This window comes from Kribbella sp. NPDC049584, from assembly GCF_040675555.1.
Classification (GTDB): domain Bacteria; phylum Actinomycetota; class Actinomycetes; order Propionibacteriales; family Kribbellaceae; genus Kribbella.
Window position 1 is genome coordinate 187,798 of sequence record NZ_JBFAPF010000004.1, and the last position, 16,303, is coordinate 204,100.

The following is a 16,303-nucleotide window of genomic DNA, read 5'->3' on the forward strand; positions in this document are numbered from 1 at the left end:
GCCGTCTGAAGGGGAGGCTGCCCGCATGCATCTCGAGCTGTCCGGCCTGACCAAGAGTTTCGGCTCGCTGGTCGCCAACGACCACATCGACCTGGTGATCGAGCCGGGCGAGATCCACTGCCTGCTCGGTGAGAACGGAGCCGGCAAGAGCACGCTGATGAACATGCTCTACGGGATGCTGCAGCCCGACGAGGGCGAGATCCTGATCGACGGCGAGAAGGTGAAGATCACCTCGCCGAGTGACGCGATCAAGCACGGTATCGGCATGGTGCACCAGCACTTCATGCTCGTCCCGGTGTTCACCGTCGCCGAGAACATCATGCTCGGCCGGGAGAACACCCGGGCCGGCGGCATCCTGGACCGCAAGAAGGCCGACGCCCTGGTCACCGAGCTGTCCGACCGCTACGGCTTCGAGGTCGACCCGGAGGCGCTGGTCGAGGACATCCCGGTCGGCGTGCAGCAGCGGGTCGAGATCATCAAGGCGCTCAGCAACGACGCCCGGGTGCTGATCCTGGACGAGCCGACCGCGGTGCTGACCCCGGCCGAGATCGACGAGCTGATCGCGGTGATGCGCCAGCTCAAGGAGAACGGCACGTCGATCGTCTTCATTACCCACAAGCTCAAAGAGGTCAAGGCGATCGCGGACAAGATCACCGTGATCCGCCGCGGCAAGGTGGTCGGCCAGGCCGAGCCGTCGGAGACCGAGGAGCAGCTCGCCGAGCTGATGGTCGGCCGCGCGGTCGACCTGGTCGTCGACAAGGAGCCGGCCCAGCCGAAGGACGTCGTACTGCGGGTCGAAGGGCTGACCGTGATCGACGAGCGCGGGTTCACCGCCGTCGACGACGTGGACCTGGAGGTCCGGGCCGGCGAGATCCTCGCGGTGGCCGGTGTCCAGGGCAACGGTCAGACCGAGCTCGCCGAGGCATTGCTGGGGCTGACCCAGATCGCGGCCGGGAAGATCTCCCTGGACGGCCAGGACCTGACCGGCAGGTCGACCAGACAGCGGCTCGAGGCCGGCATCGGGTACGTCCCGGAGGACCGCGCCCACGACGGCTTCGTCGGCTCGTTCACGGTCGCGGAGAACCTGATCCTCGACCTGTTCCGCAAGGCGCCGTTCGGCAACGGGCTGGCGCTGCGGACCGACGAGATCAACAAGAACGCCGAGGCCCGGGTGGAGGAGTTCGACATCCGCACCCAGAGCATCGACCTGCCGGTGTCGTCGCTGTCCGGCGGCAACCAGCAGAAGGTCGTGCTGGCCCGCGAGCTGTCCCGGCCGCTGAAGCTGCTGGTCGCCTCGCAGCCGACCCGTGGTGTCGACGTCGGCTCGATCGAGTTCCTGCACAGCCGGATCGTCAAGGAACGTGACAACGGCACCGCCGTCCTGATCGTGTCGACCGAGCTGGACGAGATCGCCGCCCTGACCGACCGGGTGGCGGTGATGTACCGCGGCAAGGTGGTCGGCGTCGTACCGGCCGACACCCCGCGCGACGAGCTCGGCCTGATGATGGCCGGCGCCTCCAGGTCCGAGGCGCACGATGTCGCGATCGAGAACCCGACCACGTTGGGAACCATCTAGATGAGCACAGACACAACGGTCGAGCCGGCCCCGGCCGCGCCCGTACCGGCCAAGGAACCACAGCGCTCCGGCCTGCCGTCGTGGGCGGTCCAGGGCCTGGTCTCGCTGAGCGCGATCGTGCTGGCCCTGGTGGTCGGCGCGATCCTGATCATCGTCAGCGACGAGCAGGTGAAGACCGCGATGGGGTACTTCGGCGCCGCGCCGATGGACACCATCTCCGCGGCCGCGAGTGCCGTCGGTGAGGCCTACAAGGCGCTCGCCCTCGGTGCGTTCGGGTCGGTCACCGCGATCACCGAATCGTTGACCCAGGCAACTCCACTGATCTGCGGCGGCCTGGCGGTCTCGCTCGCGTTCCGCACCGGACTGTTCAACATCGGCGCGCAGGGGCAGCTGATCGCCGGCGCGATCCTGGCGGCGTACGTCGGGTTCGCCTGGCACCTGCCGGCCGGTCTGCACCTGATCGTGGCGATCCTCGCCGGACTGCTCGGCGGCGCGCTGTGGGGCGGCGTCGTCGGGCTGCTGAAGGCCCGCACCGGCGCGCACGAGGTGATCGTGACGATCATGCTCAACTACGTCGCGCTCTATCTGCTCGCCTGGCTGCTGACCACGTCGGCGTTCCAGCGGCCCGGGCGGACCGACCCGATCTCGCCGATCGTCGACGCCAACGCGCAGTACCCGCAGTTCGGCGGCACCCGGCTGCACGCCGGCTTCATCCTCTCGCTGCTCGCCGCGATCTTCGTCTGGTGGCTGCTGAACCGCTCGACGATCGGCTTCGAGCTGCGCGCCGTCGGGGCGAACGCCGACGCCTCGCGGACGGCGGGGATGTCGGTCGGCCGCGCGTACATCATCGCGATGGTCGTCGCCGGCGCGCTCGCCGGTCTGGCCGGAACCCAGCAGGTGCTCGGCACGGACCTGCCGTTGACCGACGGCGTCGCCGCATCGGTCGGCTTCGACGCGATCACGGTCGCGCTGCTCGGCCGCGGCACACCGCTCGGCACCGTGCTGGCCGGTCTGCTGTTCGGCGCTCTGAACGCGGGGGGTCTGCAGATGCAGCTGATCACGCAGACCCCGTTGACGCTGACCACGGTCCTGCAGGCCGTGATCGTGCTGTTCGTGGCGGCCCCGGCGCTGGTGCGCTCGATCTTCCGCTTCCTGCCCAAGGAACGCGGCGCCGGCACCGTCCTCGCGAAAGGCTGGAACGGATGACCGAGACGACTCCCGACGAGGTACCCGCGGCGCCCGCGAAGGCCCAGGTCATCGAGGCGCCGGCCGATCGGACCCGGCGGTTGCGGGTCGGCGGCCTGATGCTGGTGTTCGCGCTGATCGGCCTGCTGCTGGCGATCTTCACCAAGAGCGGCAAGGCGACGTTCCAGCTGGTCTCCGGCGATCTGCAGAACAACTTGCTGCATCTGCCCGCGCAGGCGGTCGGTCTGCTGCTCGGCATCCTCGGCGTCGCCGCGGCCGCCGCGTACATCGTCCGCCGGGTGCCGCAGCGGTACGCCGGCTGGCTGGCCGCACTGCTCGGCATCTGCTTCATCGGCGCGTTCCTGTGCTGGGCCTCGGCGGGCAAGACGTTCCCGCTGGCGAACCAGTTCCAGGGCACGCTGAACTTCGCCACCCCGCTGATCCTCGGCGCGCTCGCCGGTGTGCTGTCCGAGCGGGCCGGCGTCATCAACATCGCGATCGAGGGCCAGTTCCTGACCGGCGCCTTCACCGCGGCCGTCGTCTCCAGTACGACGGGCAACGCCGCGGCCGCCCTGATCGCGGCGGCCGCGACCGGCGTGCTGATGGCCGCGCTGCTCGCTGTGTTCTCGATCAAGTACCTGGTCAACCAGGTCGTGCTCGGGGTCGTGCTGGTGGTCTTCGCGACCGGTATCACCGGCTTCCTGTTCGACGAGTTCCTGCAGCCGGACGCGAACAAACTGAACACGCCGGAAGTGCTGTCGGCGGTGAAGATCCCCGGTCTGGCCAGCATCCCGTTCTTCGGCCCGATCCTGTTCAACCAGACGATCCTGGTGTACCTGACCTATCTCGCGGTCGCGGTCGTCACGTTCGTGCTGTTCCAGACCCGCTGGGGCCTGCGGATCCGCGCGGTCGGCGAGCACCCGAAGGCCGCCGACACGGTCGGGATCAACGTCAAGCGGATCCGGTACTCCGCGGTACTGGCCGCCGGCATCCTCGCGGGGCTCGGCGGCGCGTTCTTCACCGTCGGGTACGCCGGTTCGTTCTCGAAGGAAATGACCGCGGGCAACGGGTTCATCGCCCTGGCCGCGCTGATCATGGGCCGCTGGCACCCGATCGGCGCGACGGTCGCGGCGCTGTTCTTCGGCTTCGCGACGCAGTTGCAGTCGCAGCTGCAGATCATCCAGACGCCGATCCCCGGCGAACTGTTGCTGATGGCACCGTACCTGGCCACGATCATCGCGGTCGCCGGCCTGGTAGGCAGAGTGAGAGCACCAAAGGCCGATGGTGAGCCCTACGTCACCGAGTGAGATCGACTGGCCGGCCTTGCGCGCGCTGGCCGTCCAGGTGATGGGGCGGGCCTACGCGCCGTACTCGGGGTTTGCCGTCGGTGCTGCGGCGTTGGTGGACGACGGGCGGGTTGTTGCCGGGTGCAACGTCGAGAACGCGTCGTACGGGCTGACGTTGTGTGCCGAGTGCGGGCTGGTTTCCGAGCTGCATCGCACCGGCGGCGGGCGGCTGGTGGCGTTCACCTGTGTGGACCACCACGGGGATCTGCTGACGCCGTGCGGTCGCTGCCGCCAACTGCTGCATGAGAACGGCGGGCCCGGCCTGCTCCTCGAGACGCCGACCGGACCGCGCCCGTTGCGTGAGTTGTTGCCCGACGCGTTCGGGCCGGAGGACTTGGAGAACTGATGAGTTTCGACGCGGTGGATGTCATCCGGGCCAAGCGGGACAAGGGTGAGCTGAGCGACGGGCAGATCGACTGGGTGATCGACGCCTACACCAAGGGCGACGTCGCCGACGAGCAGATGTCCGCACTCGCGATGGCGATCCTGCTGAACGGGATGAACCGGCGCGAGATCGCCCGCTGGACCGCGGCGATGATCGCGTCCGGCGAGCGGATGGACTTCGGCAAGCTGTCCCGGCCGACCGCGGACAAGCACTCGACCGGCGGCGTCGGCGACAAGATCACGTTGCCGCTGGCCCCTTTGGTCGCGGCGTGCGGGGTCGCCGTACCGCAGCTGTCGGGCCGGGGTCTCGGCCACACCGGCGGCACGCTGGACAAGCTCGAGTCGATCCCGGGCTGGCGCGCGGCGCTGTCGAACGACGAGCTGATGCAGCAACTTGAGGACGTCGGCGCGGTGATCTGCGCGGCCGGTGACGGTCTGGCTCCGGCCGACAAGAAGCTGTACGCGCTGCGGGACGTGACCGGCACGGTCGAGGCGATCCCGCTGATCGCCAGCTCGATCATGAGCAAGAAGATCGCCGAGGGCACCGGCGCGCTGGTGCTGGACGTGAAGGTCGGCTCGGGCGCGTTCATGAAGGATCTGGCCGATGCTCGCGAGCTCGCCGAGACGATGGTTGCCCTGGGCACCGACGCCGGCGTGAAGACCGTTGCCTTGCTCACGGACATGTCGGTCCCACTCGGTCTGACCGCCGGCAACGCGCTCGAGGTCCGCGAGTCGGTCGAGGTGCTGGCCGGCGGCGGTCCCGCGGACGTGATCGAGCTGACCGTTGCCCTGGCCAAGGAGATGCTCGCCGCGGCCGGCGTGACCGACGTCGACCCGGCCGAGAAGCTGAACGACGGTACGGCGATGGACGTCTGGCGCGCGATGATCTCGGCCCAGGGCGGCGATCCGTCCGCGGAGCTCCCGGTCGCGCCGGAGCAGCACGTCGTACCAGCTCCTGCGTCTGGCACGCTGTCCAAGCTCGATGCGCTGGCTGTCGGGGTGGCCGCGTGGCGGCTCGGGGCCGGTCGGGCGCGCAAGGAGGACCCGGTGTCAGCGGTGGCCGGGGTCGAGCTGCATGCGAAGCCTGGCGATCAGGTGCAGGAAGGCCGGCCGTTGCTGACCCTTCACACGGATGACCCGAGCCGGATCGAGCGTGCGCTGGAGTCTCTGACCGACGCCGTCGCGGTCGCGGACTCGTACGAGCCAGGTCCGTTGGTCATCGACCGGATCGGCTGAGGCGTTCAGCTGGAGGTTGCGGTGAGGCGGGCTCGCTGTTGGACGGCGAGGGCCGTGACGAGGGCGGTGTCCGGGGTGAGGTTGCTGCCCAGGGCACCTACCTCGCGGACGCTGATCTCGACGACCATCGGCCCGACGGCCAGGCTGGCCTCGGCGATGGCGGTGGACTGGTCGGTGCCCCCGTCGTACTCGACCCGGGCGTCGGAGAGCGCGCCGGGCAGGTTGAACGGGTGCTCGTGGGTGTCCTGGCTCCAGAAGCCCTTCTGCAGGACCGCTGCCTTGCCGGCCGAGCCGGTCTTGAACAGCTGCAGCGTGAAGCGCTTCTTCTTGTCGGGGCTGAGCCGGGACGCGCGGTATCCCTCGGCGAAGCTCGCGTTCAGCAGCAGAGCGCGGTCCAGCGCTGGGTCGGCGGACCAGGTGTTCAGGAACGCCGTCGCGGTGAATGGGCCGGTGGAGTTGGCCCGCGGGTCCGCGATATAGCCGCGAGGCAGTACGGCGAGACCGACGAGCGAGCTTTTCGCCTTCTGGGCCGGGCCTGACAGCGAGTGCTTGACCGTGGGGGTCTCGGCGGCGGTGGCCGACGCGCCGTCCTCACTGCCGCAGGCAGTCACACTCAGCAGCACAGCGGTTACTACAACGGCAGCGCCCACGGCTTGACTCCGCGCAGTCCGCGTCACGGTCCCTCTCCGTCCAGCTACTCGCCCCCGAGCGCATCCGACAGTTCCGAGGGCGATGCCATCAGAAGATGGTGAACTCCAAGCAAACAGTCTTGTTTTACTGGGACGTGGACGGAGTGAGAAGCGTCTCGATCCGGCGGCGGGCGGCCTTCGGATGGAGCGGTTCGCAACCAGCCTCGACGCAGCGCCGGACGACTGCTGGGTCGTCGCGGAGCAGCAGGAGTCCGCGCCGGAGCAGCGTCAGCGGGGGTTTGCGGTGCTCGCGGAGGTCGCGCTGGAAGCGGCGGAAGAACGTGACGAGACGGTGGTGACGGACGCAGATCGCGGCGGCGAGCAGGTCGCGATCGCGGAGCGCGCCCACGATCTGGTCGGCGAAGATGCCCTCAGCAACGATCAGCGCGGAGCCCTCGGTGCTGACGGGACGGTGGCCGACGGTGCCGTCGGCGGCGATGTCGTAGATCGGGAGGTCCGCGCTGCCCGCCGTACACAGCTGCTCGAGTGCCGCGACCGCACGCTCGCCGTCCCAGGACCGTGGGTCGTCCCAATCGACGATCCCGAGTGGAGACCGCGGCATCGCCTCGTCGTCCCCGTCACGGTAGAAGTCGTCCAGCCGCACCACCGGCAACCCCACCTGCTCCGCCAGCCGCGACTTCCCCGCCCCCGAAGGCCCCGCCAGCAACACCACCCGTGAACGCACCACCCCATTCTCCGCCAGTTGCTGCAGTAACACCGAATCCCGCCCCACCGATATCCAGACATGCCGAAGATGAAGCTGGGTGCCGCCTTCTACGCGCTGGTCGCGGCCGGGTGGCTCGCGTCCGCCTGCGTACTGATCGTCCGGCCGTTCGGGGCGTACGCCGACGCTGAGCGATGGTTTCAGCTCGCAACCGCGGTCGTCTTCGCGCTCAACGGGCTGCTGTTCGCCGCAGGTGCGGTAACGCGGCGCGGCCTGGTGGCCGACGGTGGGCCATGGATCTGCCGCAACGGCTGGATCCTCGTCGCCGGCCTCGTCGTGGTCATGTTCGTGCTTTCGCTGCTGACCACTGCGGACGGCGTCTCGCCGTTCCCGACTGCGACGGCGGTCTTCATTCCGCACTGGGTCAAGCGGCTGCAGGAGAAGTACTACGAGGGGGTCGCGGAGGCGGTTAGTGAACGAGCGCCTGCCGTAGTGCGTCCGCCGTCTTTGTGAACCACTCGTTGGTGCGGTTGGTGAGTTCTGCTTCGCCGGTGGTCCAGCGTTGGTGGAACCAGGGGTGGCCGGACTCGGCGCCGTGGCGGACGTAGGCCATGCACCAGATGTGGTTGTCGGCGGCGGCGTCGACCAGGCGGAGGCGATCGGTGTCGGTCAGGCCGTAGGCGTCGGCGAAGCGGCGCAGGCGGCTGAAGGACCGGCCTCGGCGTACGTCGTGGACGTCTGCGTCGGGGCGGAGCGGCGCCCAGAGGCGGACCGCGGTGGCGACGTCCCAGAGGGGTGAGCCGGGGCCGGCGAGGTCGAAGTCGATGAGGGCGACCGCAACACCGTCGCGGAAGACGACGTTGTCCAGGTTCGGGTCGTTGTGACTGATCAGCCCGGTGACGTACGCGGACGGCACCGGCTCTGCCCACGTCAGCCCGACCGGCCGGAAGTCCGCCACCGCCTCGTGGTACTCCCGCAGCAGGTGCGCGACGCTGTCCAGCGCCTCGTCCGTCATCGACCAGTCCGGGTACGGCGAGGTGACCGTCTCGCCCGGCAGGTACGACAACACCTCCCGCCCCTGCGGGTCGATCCCGAGCAACCGCGGAGCGCCCTCGAACCCGACTCGCTCCAGGTGTTCGAGCAAGGCATGCGTGGCCATACTGCTGGGTCGCAACGGACGGCGGACGGTGTCGCCGACCCGCACGACCAGCCCACGGTTCGCAGTACCGCCGAGCAACTGGGTCTCAACCTCGGGCAAAGGCATCGCGGGTCAGTTTGTCTCGTTCAGCAGGGCCTTCGCCAGAGGTGCGTGGGTAACGATCCCGTTGACCAGCCCGCTGCGTACGGCGGCGCGCACCGCGGCCACCTTGGCCAGCCCGTACGGGATCGCGATCACCTCGTCGATCTTGTCCATCTGCTCGGCGTTGATCGCGATGACCCGATCGGTGACGCGGCTCTGCACCGGCTCGCCGTCCGCGTCCACGAACACCCCGGAGATGTCCGCGACCACGCCGCGCTTCTCCAGCTGTTCACAGGCCTTCTCGTCCATCGCGTCGTACAGCGTCGACTGCCCGGCCGCCCACGACCCGAGCCCGACCACAGCCTTGCTGACCGAGTCGAAGTGGCTGATCGCCTCCGCCACCTCCGGCTGCTGCCGCAACGCCCGCGCCGTCGCGGCATCCGGCACGACCAGCGGCGCATAGAACAGGTACGCCGGTCCGCCGGACAAGCGCGCCGTGTGGCGCACCAGCTCGACGGAGTTTGCCTCGACGTCCGGGCGGGTGAGCGCACCCGTGAGCTGGACGACCGGCACGGGTGCGAGTGTCGTCAACTGCTCGGTCATCGCGGTCACCGCACGAGCCCACGCAAGGCCGAGGACGTCCTCAGCGGTGACGATCTCCGACAGAAGGTCAGCGGCCGCCTTGCCGAGCTGCGTCCGCAGAGCGGGGTCGTCTACCTCTGGGGTGTCGACCACGATCGCCCTCCGCAGTCCGAGCGCCTCCTGCAGCTGGACCGACAGGTCCAGGTCGATGGCCCCGGGGTGGCTGATCTCGATCCGCACCAGCCCACTACTGCGCGCTTGATCGAGCAGACGCGCGACTTTGAACCGGCTGAGCCGGAACTCGTCCGCGATCTCCACCTTCGACCGCCCGTCGACGTAGTACCGGCGCGCGATCGACGCGGTGAGCACCAACTGCGCCGGCCCGAAGGACTCCATCAAAGCCTCCCCGCTCATATGAGCACCACCGGACCCAAGTGTTGCACAGACTCTTGACAGGTCAAGGCCTTCCCGGTTCACTCAATCTGTGAGCGGAGGCATGCTCAAATGAGCGGACCGAAGGAGCGGCTAGTGCCCGGACGAAGGCTTACGGCGGTCGGCATCGCGCTGGTACTCAGTGCGGCCAGCGGGTGCGCCGGCTGGGGTGGTGGCGCCGGTGGCGGCGACAGTGCCGACAGCATCAATGTGCTGATGGTGAACAACCCGCAGATGGTCGACCTGCAGAAACTCACCGCCGACAACTTCACCAAGCAGACCGGCATCCACGTGAACTTCACCGTGCTCCCGGAGAACGACGTCCGGGACAAGATCAGCCAGGAGTTCTCCAGCCAGGCCGGTCAGTACGACGTGGCGTCGGTCAGCAACTTCGAGATCCCGATCTATGCCAAGAGCAAGTGGATCGCCCCGCTGTCGGACTACATCGACAAGGACCCGTCGTTCGACCAGGACGACATCCTCAAGCCGATGACCCAGTCGATGACCGCGGACGACGGGAAGATCTACGGAGAACCGTTCTACGGCGAGTCGTCGTTCCTCATGTACCGCAAGGACATCCTGGCCGCCAAGGGCGTGACGATGCCGGACAAGCCGACCTGGCAGCAGGTCGCGGATATCGCGGCCAAGGTCGACAACGCCCAGCCCGGGATGCGCGGCATCTGCCTGCGCGGCCAGCCCGGCTGGGGCCAGCTGTTCGCCCCGCTCACCACGGTCGTGAACACCTTCGGCGGCACCTGGTTCACCCAGGACTGGCAGGCCCAGGTCAACTCGCCCGAGTTCACCGAGGCGACCAAGTTCTACGTCGATCTCGTCCGCGCGCACGGCGAGGCGGGCGCACCGCAGGCCGGCTTCACCGAGTGCCTGAACAACACCATCCAGAGCAACGTCGCGATGTGGTACGACGCGACGTCGGCGGCCGGCTCGCTCGAGGCGCCGAAGTCGCCCGTGAAGGGCAAGATGGGCTACGCGCCCGCTCCGGTAGTGAAGACCGACAGTTCCGGCTGGCTGTACGCGTGGGCCTGGGGTATCCAGGAAGCCTCGAAGAAGAAGGACAACGCCTGGAAGTTCATCTCCTGGGCCTCCGGCAAGGACTACGAGAAACTGGTCGGCGAGAAGGTTGGCTGGTCCAACGTTCCGGCCGGTAAGCGCGCGTCGACGTACGAGATCCCGGAGTACGTGAAGGAGGCGGCCGCGTTCGCCGAGCCGACCAAGTCGGCGATCGAGAGCGCCGACCCGAAGAACCCGGGCGTCCAGCCGCGGCCGGCGCCGGGGATCCAGTTCGTCGACATCCCGGAGTTCCCGGACCTCGGGACCCAGGTCAGTCAGGACGTGAGCTCGGCGATCGCCGGGCGGATGAGCGTCGACAAGGCTTTGAAACGCGGGCAGACGCTCGCCGACGACGTCGCCGAGCGATACCGCTCGCGCGCAGCGAAGTGAGGGGTGCGGCTCATGAGCATTGACGCCAAGAAGCCCGCGGCGGTGAAGCCGAGCCGGCGTGCGGCGCCGCCCGGCTCAGAGGGCACGATGATGCGCAAGGCCGGTGACTGGGCCCGGCGCGGACCGTTGCTGCCGGCGCTGGTCTTCATGATCATCGTGACCCAGCTGCCGTTCGTGGTCACGATCATCGTGTCGTTCATGAACTGGAACGCCTACTACCCCGACGAGCGCGGCTTCGCCGGGATCGACAACTTCCGCCGGGTGCTGACCGACGTGAACACCCGGCACGCGATCTGGGTGACGATCCTGCTCACCGCGGGTGTGGTGCTGATCAGCCTTGTCCTCGGTCTGCTGATCGCACTGCTGCTGGACCGCAAGTTCCGCGGCCGCGGTGCGGTCCGGACGATGATGATCACGCCGTTCCTGATCGTGCCCGTCGCCGCGGCCCTGCTGTGGAAGCACGCGCTGTACAACCCGACGTACGGCTTGTTCAACGGCGTGCTGAAGTGGATCTTCGGTGACAACGCGCCACAGCCGGACTGGATCAGCAACCAGCCGCTGTGGTCGATCATCTTCGCGCTGGTCTGGCAATGGACGCCGTTCATGATGCTGATCCTGCTGGCCGGTCTGCAGAGCCGCCCGCTCGACGTGATCGAGGCGGCCGGGATCGACGGCGCGAACCAGTGGGAGATCTTCCGCTACATGACGCTCCCGCACCTGCGGCAGTACCTCGAGCTGTCCGCCCTGCTCGGCTCGATCTACGTCGTACAGAACTTCGACGCGGTCTTCACGATCACGTCCGGCGGTCTCGGTACGGCGAACCTCCCGTACACGATCTACCAGACCTTCTACACCGCACACGACTACGGCCGGGCCTCGGCCGCCGGCGTCATCGTCGTGATCGGCACGATCGCGATCGCGACATTCGCACTGCGGTCGGTGTCCACGCTGTTCCGAGAGGAGACCGGTCGATGAGCGGCCAAGTCACGATCGTTACCGGCAAGAAGAACCGCGGTGGCGGGTTCGTCCTGTCCGGGGTGGCCTGGATCGTGGGCATCCTGTTCGTGCTGCCGGTGCTGTGGATGCTGCTGACGTCGTTCCACTCCGAGGAGGACGCGGCGAAGAACCCGCCGGACATCGCGGCGCCGCTGACGCTCGACGGTTACCGCTCGTTCTTCGACACCGGACCGTGGCCGTCGATCGCGAACTCGCTGACCGCGAGCATCCTGTCCACCGCGTTGGTCATCCTGCTCGCGTTCCCGGCGGCGTACGCGCTGTCGATCCGGCCGGTGAAGAAGTGGACCGACGTGCTGTTCTTCTTCCTGTCCACGAAGATGCTGCCGGTGGTGGCAGGCCTGCTGCCGATCTACCTGTTCGCGCAATCGGTCGGGTTCCTGGACAACATCTGGCTGCTGATCATCCTGTACACCTCGATGAACCTGCCGATCGCGGTCTGGATGCTGCGCAGCTTCCTGTCCGAGGTACCGGTCGAGATCCTCGAGGCGGCCTCCGTCGACGGAGCGTCGCTGACCCGCACGCTGCGGTCCGTGGTCGCACCGGTCGTCACACCGGGTATCGCCTCGGCCGCGCTGATCTGCTTCATCTTCAGCTGGAACGAGCTGCTGTTCGCCCGGGTGCTGACCGGCACAGTGGCGCAGACCGCGCCGGTGTTCTTGACTGGGTTCGTGACCAGTCAAGGATTGTTCCTCGCCAAAGTCTGTGCCGCCTCGATCGTGGTGTCGCTGCCGGTGCTGATCGCCGGGTTCGCCGCACAGGACAAGCTCGTCCAGGGTCTGTCGCTGGGGGCGGTCAAGTGAAACTGGCTGCTGCCACTCTCGATGCCCTCGGCAATGATGTCGGTGTGCCCTCCTACGACCGTACGGCGCTGACGCCGGGGATCGTGCACTTCGGGGTCGGCGGGTTTCACCGCGCGCATCAGGCGATGTACCTGGACCGGTTGATGAACGACGGCAAGGCGCTGGACTGGGGGATCGTCGGTGTCGGGGTGCTGCCCCAGGACCGGCGGATGTACGACGTCCTGTCCGCCCAGGACCACCTGTACACGTTGGTCGTCAAGCATCCCGACGGAACCCTCGAGCCCCGGGTGATCGGGTCGATCGCCGGGTATCTGTTCGCGCCGGACGATCCTGAAGCGGTGCTCGCCCGGATGGTGGACCCGGCGACGCGGATCGTGTCGTTGACGATCACCGAGGGCGGGTATCACGTGAACCAGGTGACGGGCGAGCTGGATGCGTCCGACCCGTCGCTGGCCGCCGACCTGGAGCCGGGCGCGACGCCGGGGAGCGCGTTCGGGTTCATCGTCGAGGCGCTGGCGCGACGGCGGGCGGCCGGCGTACCGCCGTTCACCGTCATGTCGTGTGACAACATCCCGGGCAACGGGCACGTGGCGCGGAAGATGCTGTCGTCGTTCGCCCGGTTGAAGGACGCCGAGATCGCGGAGTTCCTCGAGAGCGAGGTCAAGTTCCCGAACTGCATGGTCGACCGGATCACGCCGGTGACCACGGATGCGGACCGGGAGGCGTTGGCCGAACGGTTCGGGATCGAGGACGGCTGGCCGGTCGTGTGCGAGCCGTTCACGCAGTGGGTGCTCGAGGACGACTTCGGTCTCGGCAGGCCGCCGTACGAGGATGTCGGCGTACAGATCGTCGAGGACGTCGAGCCGTACGAGCTGATGAAGCTGCGGCTGCTGAACGCCTCGCACCAGGCGCTGTGCTACCTCGGGTACCTGGCCGGCTATCGGTACGCGCACGAGGTGTGCCAGGACAAGCTGTTCGTGGACTTCCTGCTCGGCTACATGGACAACGAAGGTACGCCGACGCTGCCGCCGGTGCCGGGGGTCGACCTTGACCGCTACAAGCACCAGCTGATCGAGCGGTTCGCGAACCCGGAGGTGCGGGACACGCTGGCGCGGTTGTGCGCGGAGAGCTCGGACCGGATCCCGAAGTGGTTGCTCCCGGTGGTGCGTGAGCAGTTGGCGGCCGATCGTGAGATCAAGCGTTCAGTTCTGGTCGTGGCGTCCTGGGCGCGGTACGCCGAGGGCACCGACGAGCAGGGCAATGCGATCGAGGTGGTCGACCGGCTTCGGGACAAGCTGGTCGAGCGCGCGCAGCACAACCGGGAGGACCCGCTGGTGTTCATCTCGGATCCGGATCTGTTCGGTGATCTCGCCTCGGACGAGCGGTTCGTCACGCAGTACAAGGCTGCTCTGAAGTCGCTCCACGAGATCGGTGCCCGCGCCACGCTCGAAGCCCTGTAGCGTCGGAACATGACTGAGCTGAGGCTGGTCGCCGGTGTGGACTGCTCCACCCAGGCGACCAAGGTTCTGGTGTGCGAGGCCGAGACCGGCGCGGTGGTACGCGAGGGGCGGGCACCACACCCGGACGCCACCCAGGTGGACCCCGCCGAGTGGTGGAAGGCGTGGGAGACCGCGTCCGACGGCCTGCTGGACGGCGTCGAGGCGATCGCGGTGGGCGGCCAGCAACACGGCATGGTCCTGCTGGACGACTCCGGCGAGGTGGTCCACCCCGCCGTGCTCTGGAACGACACCAGCTCAGCTGACGCCACCGAAGAACTCGTCGCCGAGCTCGGCGGGCCCCAGGCTTGGGCCGAAGCGATCGGCTCGGTCCCCGTCCCCTCCTTCACCGTCACCAAGCTGCGCTGGCTACGCGACGAAGCCGCCCGCGGCGCCGACGCGGTCAGGCGCGAGGCCGCGGTGCGGGCTGCCGCGGTTGTGCTGCCGCACGACTGGATGACGCATCGGCTGGCGGCTGATCGGAGCGGTATCGAGGGGATCACCACTGACCGTGGAGACGCCTCCGGGACCGGGTGGTGGTCGGCGGCGACGAACAGTTACCGGACCGATCTGGTTGAGCTTGCGTTCGGGCGGCAGTTGGCGCTTCCGCGGGTTGCCGGTCCGGGCGAGATCGTCGGGCAGACGGCGTTCGGCGCAGCGATCGGCGCCGGCACCGGCGACAACGCGGCGGCGGCGCTCGGGCTCGACCTGCAGCCTGGTGACGTTGCCGTCTCCCTCGGGACCAGCGGTACGGCGTTCGCGCGGTCGGCCAACCCGACCGCGGACCCGACCGGCCTGGTTGCGGGCTTCGCGGACGCGACCGGCGAGTACCTGCCGCTCGTCTGCACGCTGAACGCGGCCCGCGTGATGTCCGCGACCGCGAACATGCTCGGCCTCGACCTGGCCGAGTTCGACGAGGCCGCGATCACCTCGTCCGGCAGCAACGGCCTGGTGCTGCTCCCGTTCCTGGACGGCGAGCGTACGCCGGACCTCCCGCACTCCACCGGCCTGATCTACGGCCTGACCCGCGCAACCATGCAGCCCGCGGCGATGGCCCGCGCCGCAGTCGAGGGCCTCCTCTGCGGCCTCGCCGACGCCGTCGACGCGCTCCGCGCGCAGGGCCTCCCCGTCCACCGGGTCCACCTGCTGGGCGGCGGCGCCCGCTCCCGCTCCGTACAAGCCCTCGCTCCAGCCCTCCTGGGCGCCGAGGTCGTACTCCCCGAACCAGCCGAGTACGTCGCTCTGGGCGCCGCCCGGCAAGCAGCCTGGGCCCTCACCGGCGAACTGCCGACCTGGCCGGTCCCGGTCGGCAAACCCGAGCCCGCGATCAGCGTCGACGCCGCCAAGATCCGCGCCAACTACGAGCAGGTCCTCACCAACACCCGCCCGCTGCTGTCCCAGCCCTACAACCGCTGAGCCCCTACAGTTGGTGAATGGCGTACTTCGGTGGGTTTCTCGGGCTGATCGGGCTGCTGACCCTGATCTTCCGGGACGGGGACGTGGCCGGGATGCCTGCGGCACTGGTCGGCGGCGTACTGCTCGCGGTGGGTGTGGCGTTCGGCGCGTTCGGCGTCGTCTGGCGGCGTCGCGTACGCCGGCGCAAGATCGCCCGCGGCGAGCCGGTGCCGGTCGGGGACATCTTCCAGCGCGCCCGCGGCTGCTCCGGGACGTCCGCCAGGGCGCGTACGCCGACCTGCCGAAGAGCCGGCCGTTCATCTGGCTACTGGCGCTCGTCTACCTGATCTCGCCGATCGACATCCTGCCCGATGTGCTGCCGCTGATCGGCGTGACCGACGACGCCGGCGTCGCCGTCTGGCTGCTCACCAGCGTGTCGACGGCGACCGGCCTCTACCTCAACCGCGAGCGCGAACGTCAGCGTCTGGGTAATCGTGACCTCGGCAGCGGCGGACCCACTCACTGATATCAGCCGCCGCCTCCTCGGGATGCTGATAGGCGAACAGCTGTAAAGAGTCTGTCGGCGCAGCCGGGTTGGCGAGGCGCTCGGCGGCTTCTGTCAGCTGGCGAGCCGCCGCAAGCACGCGAGCAGCTTGCTCGCGGGCCTCGGCCGGGTCCTCGAGCGTTACTGCCGCGGTCGCCAGGTCGGCGACCTCGCAAGCCTGGTAGGCCATTGCCAGCTGAGCGCGGTTCACCCTTCGAGGATCAGGGCCGCAACCGCCTTCCACAATGCGCGATCTCCG

General features: G+C 68.5%; 17 protein-coding genes. 13 read left to right on the forward strand and 4 right to left on the reverse strand.

Features of this window, described 5'->3' with window-relative positions; all coding sequences use genetic code 11:
• The first annotated feature begins 25 nt into the window (after positions 1–25).
• Genes AB0J62_RS17135 through AB0J62_RS17155 form a run of 5 tightly spaced genes read left to right on the forward strand, consistent with a single transcriptional unit; the run spans position 26 to position 5,727 of the window.
• Positions 26–1,576, forward strand: coding sequence for an ABC transporter ATP-binding protein (locus tag AB0J62_RS17135; RefSeq protein WP_363871028.1), 1,551 nt, complete (start codon positions 26–28; stop codon positions 1,574–1,576).
• On the forward strand, positions 1,577–2,782 hold the full coding sequence (locus tag AB0J62_RS17140; protein WP_363871031.1) for an ABC transporter permease: 1,206 nt from the start codon (positions 1,577–1,579) through the stop codon (positions 2,780–2,782).
• Positions 2,779–4,068 (forward strand): ABC transporter permease, encoded by a 1,290-nt coding sequence (locus tag AB0J62_RS17145; protein ID WP_363871034.1) that lies wholly within the window; start codon positions 2,779–2,781, stop codon positions 4,066–4,068. Before AB0J62_RS17140 ends, AB0J62_RS17145 begins: the two co-directional genes overlap by 4 nt.
• The gene (locus AB0J62_RS17150; RefSeq protein WP_363871037.1) at positions 4,043–4,453 is read left to right on the forward strand and encodes a cytidine deaminase; all 411 of its coding nucleotides are present in this window, start codon (positions 4,043–4,045) and stop codon (positions 4,451–4,453) included. The genes AB0J62_RS17145 and AB0J62_RS17150 overlap by 26 nt, the downstream gene beginning before the upstream one ends.
• Positions 4,453–5,727 (forward strand): thymidine phosphorylase, encoded by a 1,275-nt coding sequence (locus AB0J62_RS17155; RefSeq protein WP_363871040.1) that lies wholly within the window; start codon positions 4,453–4,455, stop codon positions 5,725–5,727. The genes AB0J62_RS17150 and AB0J62_RS17155 overlap by 1 nt, the downstream gene beginning before the upstream one ends.
• A gap of 5 nt (positions 5,728–5,732) precedes the next feature.
• Here the strand turns inward: AB0J62_RS17155 and AB0J62_RS17160 are convergent, their stop codons facing one another.
• Both AB0J62_RS17160 and AB0J62_RS17165 read right to left on the reverse strand, forming a co-directional pair.
• Complete coding sequence (locus AB0J62_RS17160; protein WP_363871043.1) at positions 5,733–6,350, reverse strand: hypothetical protein; 618 nt, start codon at positions 6,348–6,350, stop codon at positions 5,733–5,735.
• A 151-nt stretch (positions 6,351–6,501) separates the two neighbouring features.
• Positions 6,502–7,101, reverse strand: coding sequence for an ATP-binding protein (locus AB0J62_RS17165; protein ID WP_363871045.1), 600 nt, complete (start codon positions 7,099–7,101; stop codon positions 6,502–6,504).
• Between the two features lie 60 nt (positions 7,102–7,161).
• Between AB0J62_RS17165 and AB0J62_RS17170 the strand changes: the two genes are divergently transcribed.
• Positions 7,162–7,593, forward strand: a complete 432-nt coding sequence (locus tag AB0J62_RS17170) for a hypothetical protein (protein WP_363871048.1) — start codon at positions 7,162–7,164, stop codon at positions 7,591–7,593.
• Here the strand turns inward: AB0J62_RS17170 and AB0J62_RS17175 are convergent.
• Together AB0J62_RS17175 and AB0J62_RS17180 are read right to left on the reverse strand one after the other, a co-directional pair.
• Positions 7,550–8,344: a phosphotransferase gene (locus tag AB0J62_RS17175; protein WP_363871051.1), complete on the reverse strand. Its 795-nt coding sequence runs from the start codon at positions 8,342–8,344 to the stop codon at positions 7,550–7,552. The genes AB0J62_RS17170 and AB0J62_RS17175 overlap by 44 nt on opposite strands.
• 6 nt (positions 8,345–8,350) lie before the next feature.
• Positions 8,351–9,298, reverse strand: a complete 948-nt coding sequence (locus tag AB0J62_RS17180) for a sugar-binding domain-containing protein (RefSeq protein ID WP_363871054.1) — start codon at positions 9,296–9,298, stop codon at positions 8,351–8,353.
• 108 nt (positions 9,299–9,406) lie between these two features.
• Here AB0J62_RS17180 and AB0J62_RS17185 point away from each other — a divergent pair, with 108 nt between their 5' ends.
• From AB0J62_RS17185 to AB0J62_RS17215, 7 genes are read left to right on the forward strand one after another with little or no spacing between them, the layout of a single operon-like run.
• Positions 9,407–10,792 (forward strand): sugar ABC transporter substrate-binding protein, encoded by a 1,386-nt coding sequence (locus tag AB0J62_RS17185; protein WP_363871057.1) that lies wholly within the window; start codon positions 9,407–9,409, stop codon positions 10,790–10,792.
• A gap of 12 nt (positions 10,793–10,804) precedes the next feature.
• Positions 10,805–11,767: a sugar ABC transporter permease gene (locus tag AB0J62_RS17190; RefSeq protein ID WP_363871060.1), complete on the forward strand. Its 963-nt coding sequence runs from the start codon at positions 10,805–10,807 to the stop codon at positions 11,765–11,767.
• Positions 11,764–12,609, forward strand: coding sequence for a carbohydrate ABC transporter permease (locus AB0J62_RS17195; protein WP_134105309.1), 846 nt, complete (start codon positions 11,764–11,766; stop codon positions 12,607–12,609). Before AB0J62_RS17190 ends, AB0J62_RS17195 begins: the two co-directional genes overlap by 4 nt.
• The gene (locus AB0J62_RS17200; RefSeq protein ID WP_363871064.1) at positions 12,606–14,069 is read left to right on the forward strand and encodes a mannitol dehydrogenase family protein; all 1,464 of its coding nucleotides are present in this window, start codon (positions 12,606–12,608) and stop codon (positions 14,067–14,069) included. Before AB0J62_RS17195 ends, AB0J62_RS17200 begins: the two co-directional genes overlap by 4 nt.
• A 9-nt stretch (positions 14,070–14,078) precedes the next feature.
• On the forward strand, positions 14,079–15,521 hold the full coding sequence (locus AB0J62_RS17205) for an FGGY family carbohydrate kinase (protein ID WP_363871067.1): 1,443 nt from the start codon (positions 14,079–14,081) through the stop codon (positions 15,519–15,521).
• 17 nt (positions 15,522–15,538) lie between these two features.
• Positions 15,539–15,847: a hypothetical protein gene (locus AB0J62_RS17210; RefSeq protein WP_363872012.1), complete on the forward strand. Its 309-nt coding sequence runs from the start codon at positions 15,539–15,541 to the stop codon at positions 15,845–15,847.
• Positions 15,848–15,873: 26 nt separating this feature from the next.
• Complete coding sequence (locus AB0J62_RS17215; RefSeq protein WP_363872015.1) at positions 15,874–16,026, forward strand: hypothetical protein; 153 nt, start codon at positions 15,874–15,876, stop codon at positions 16,024–16,026.
• Positions 16,027–16,303 lie beyond the last annotated feature (277 nt).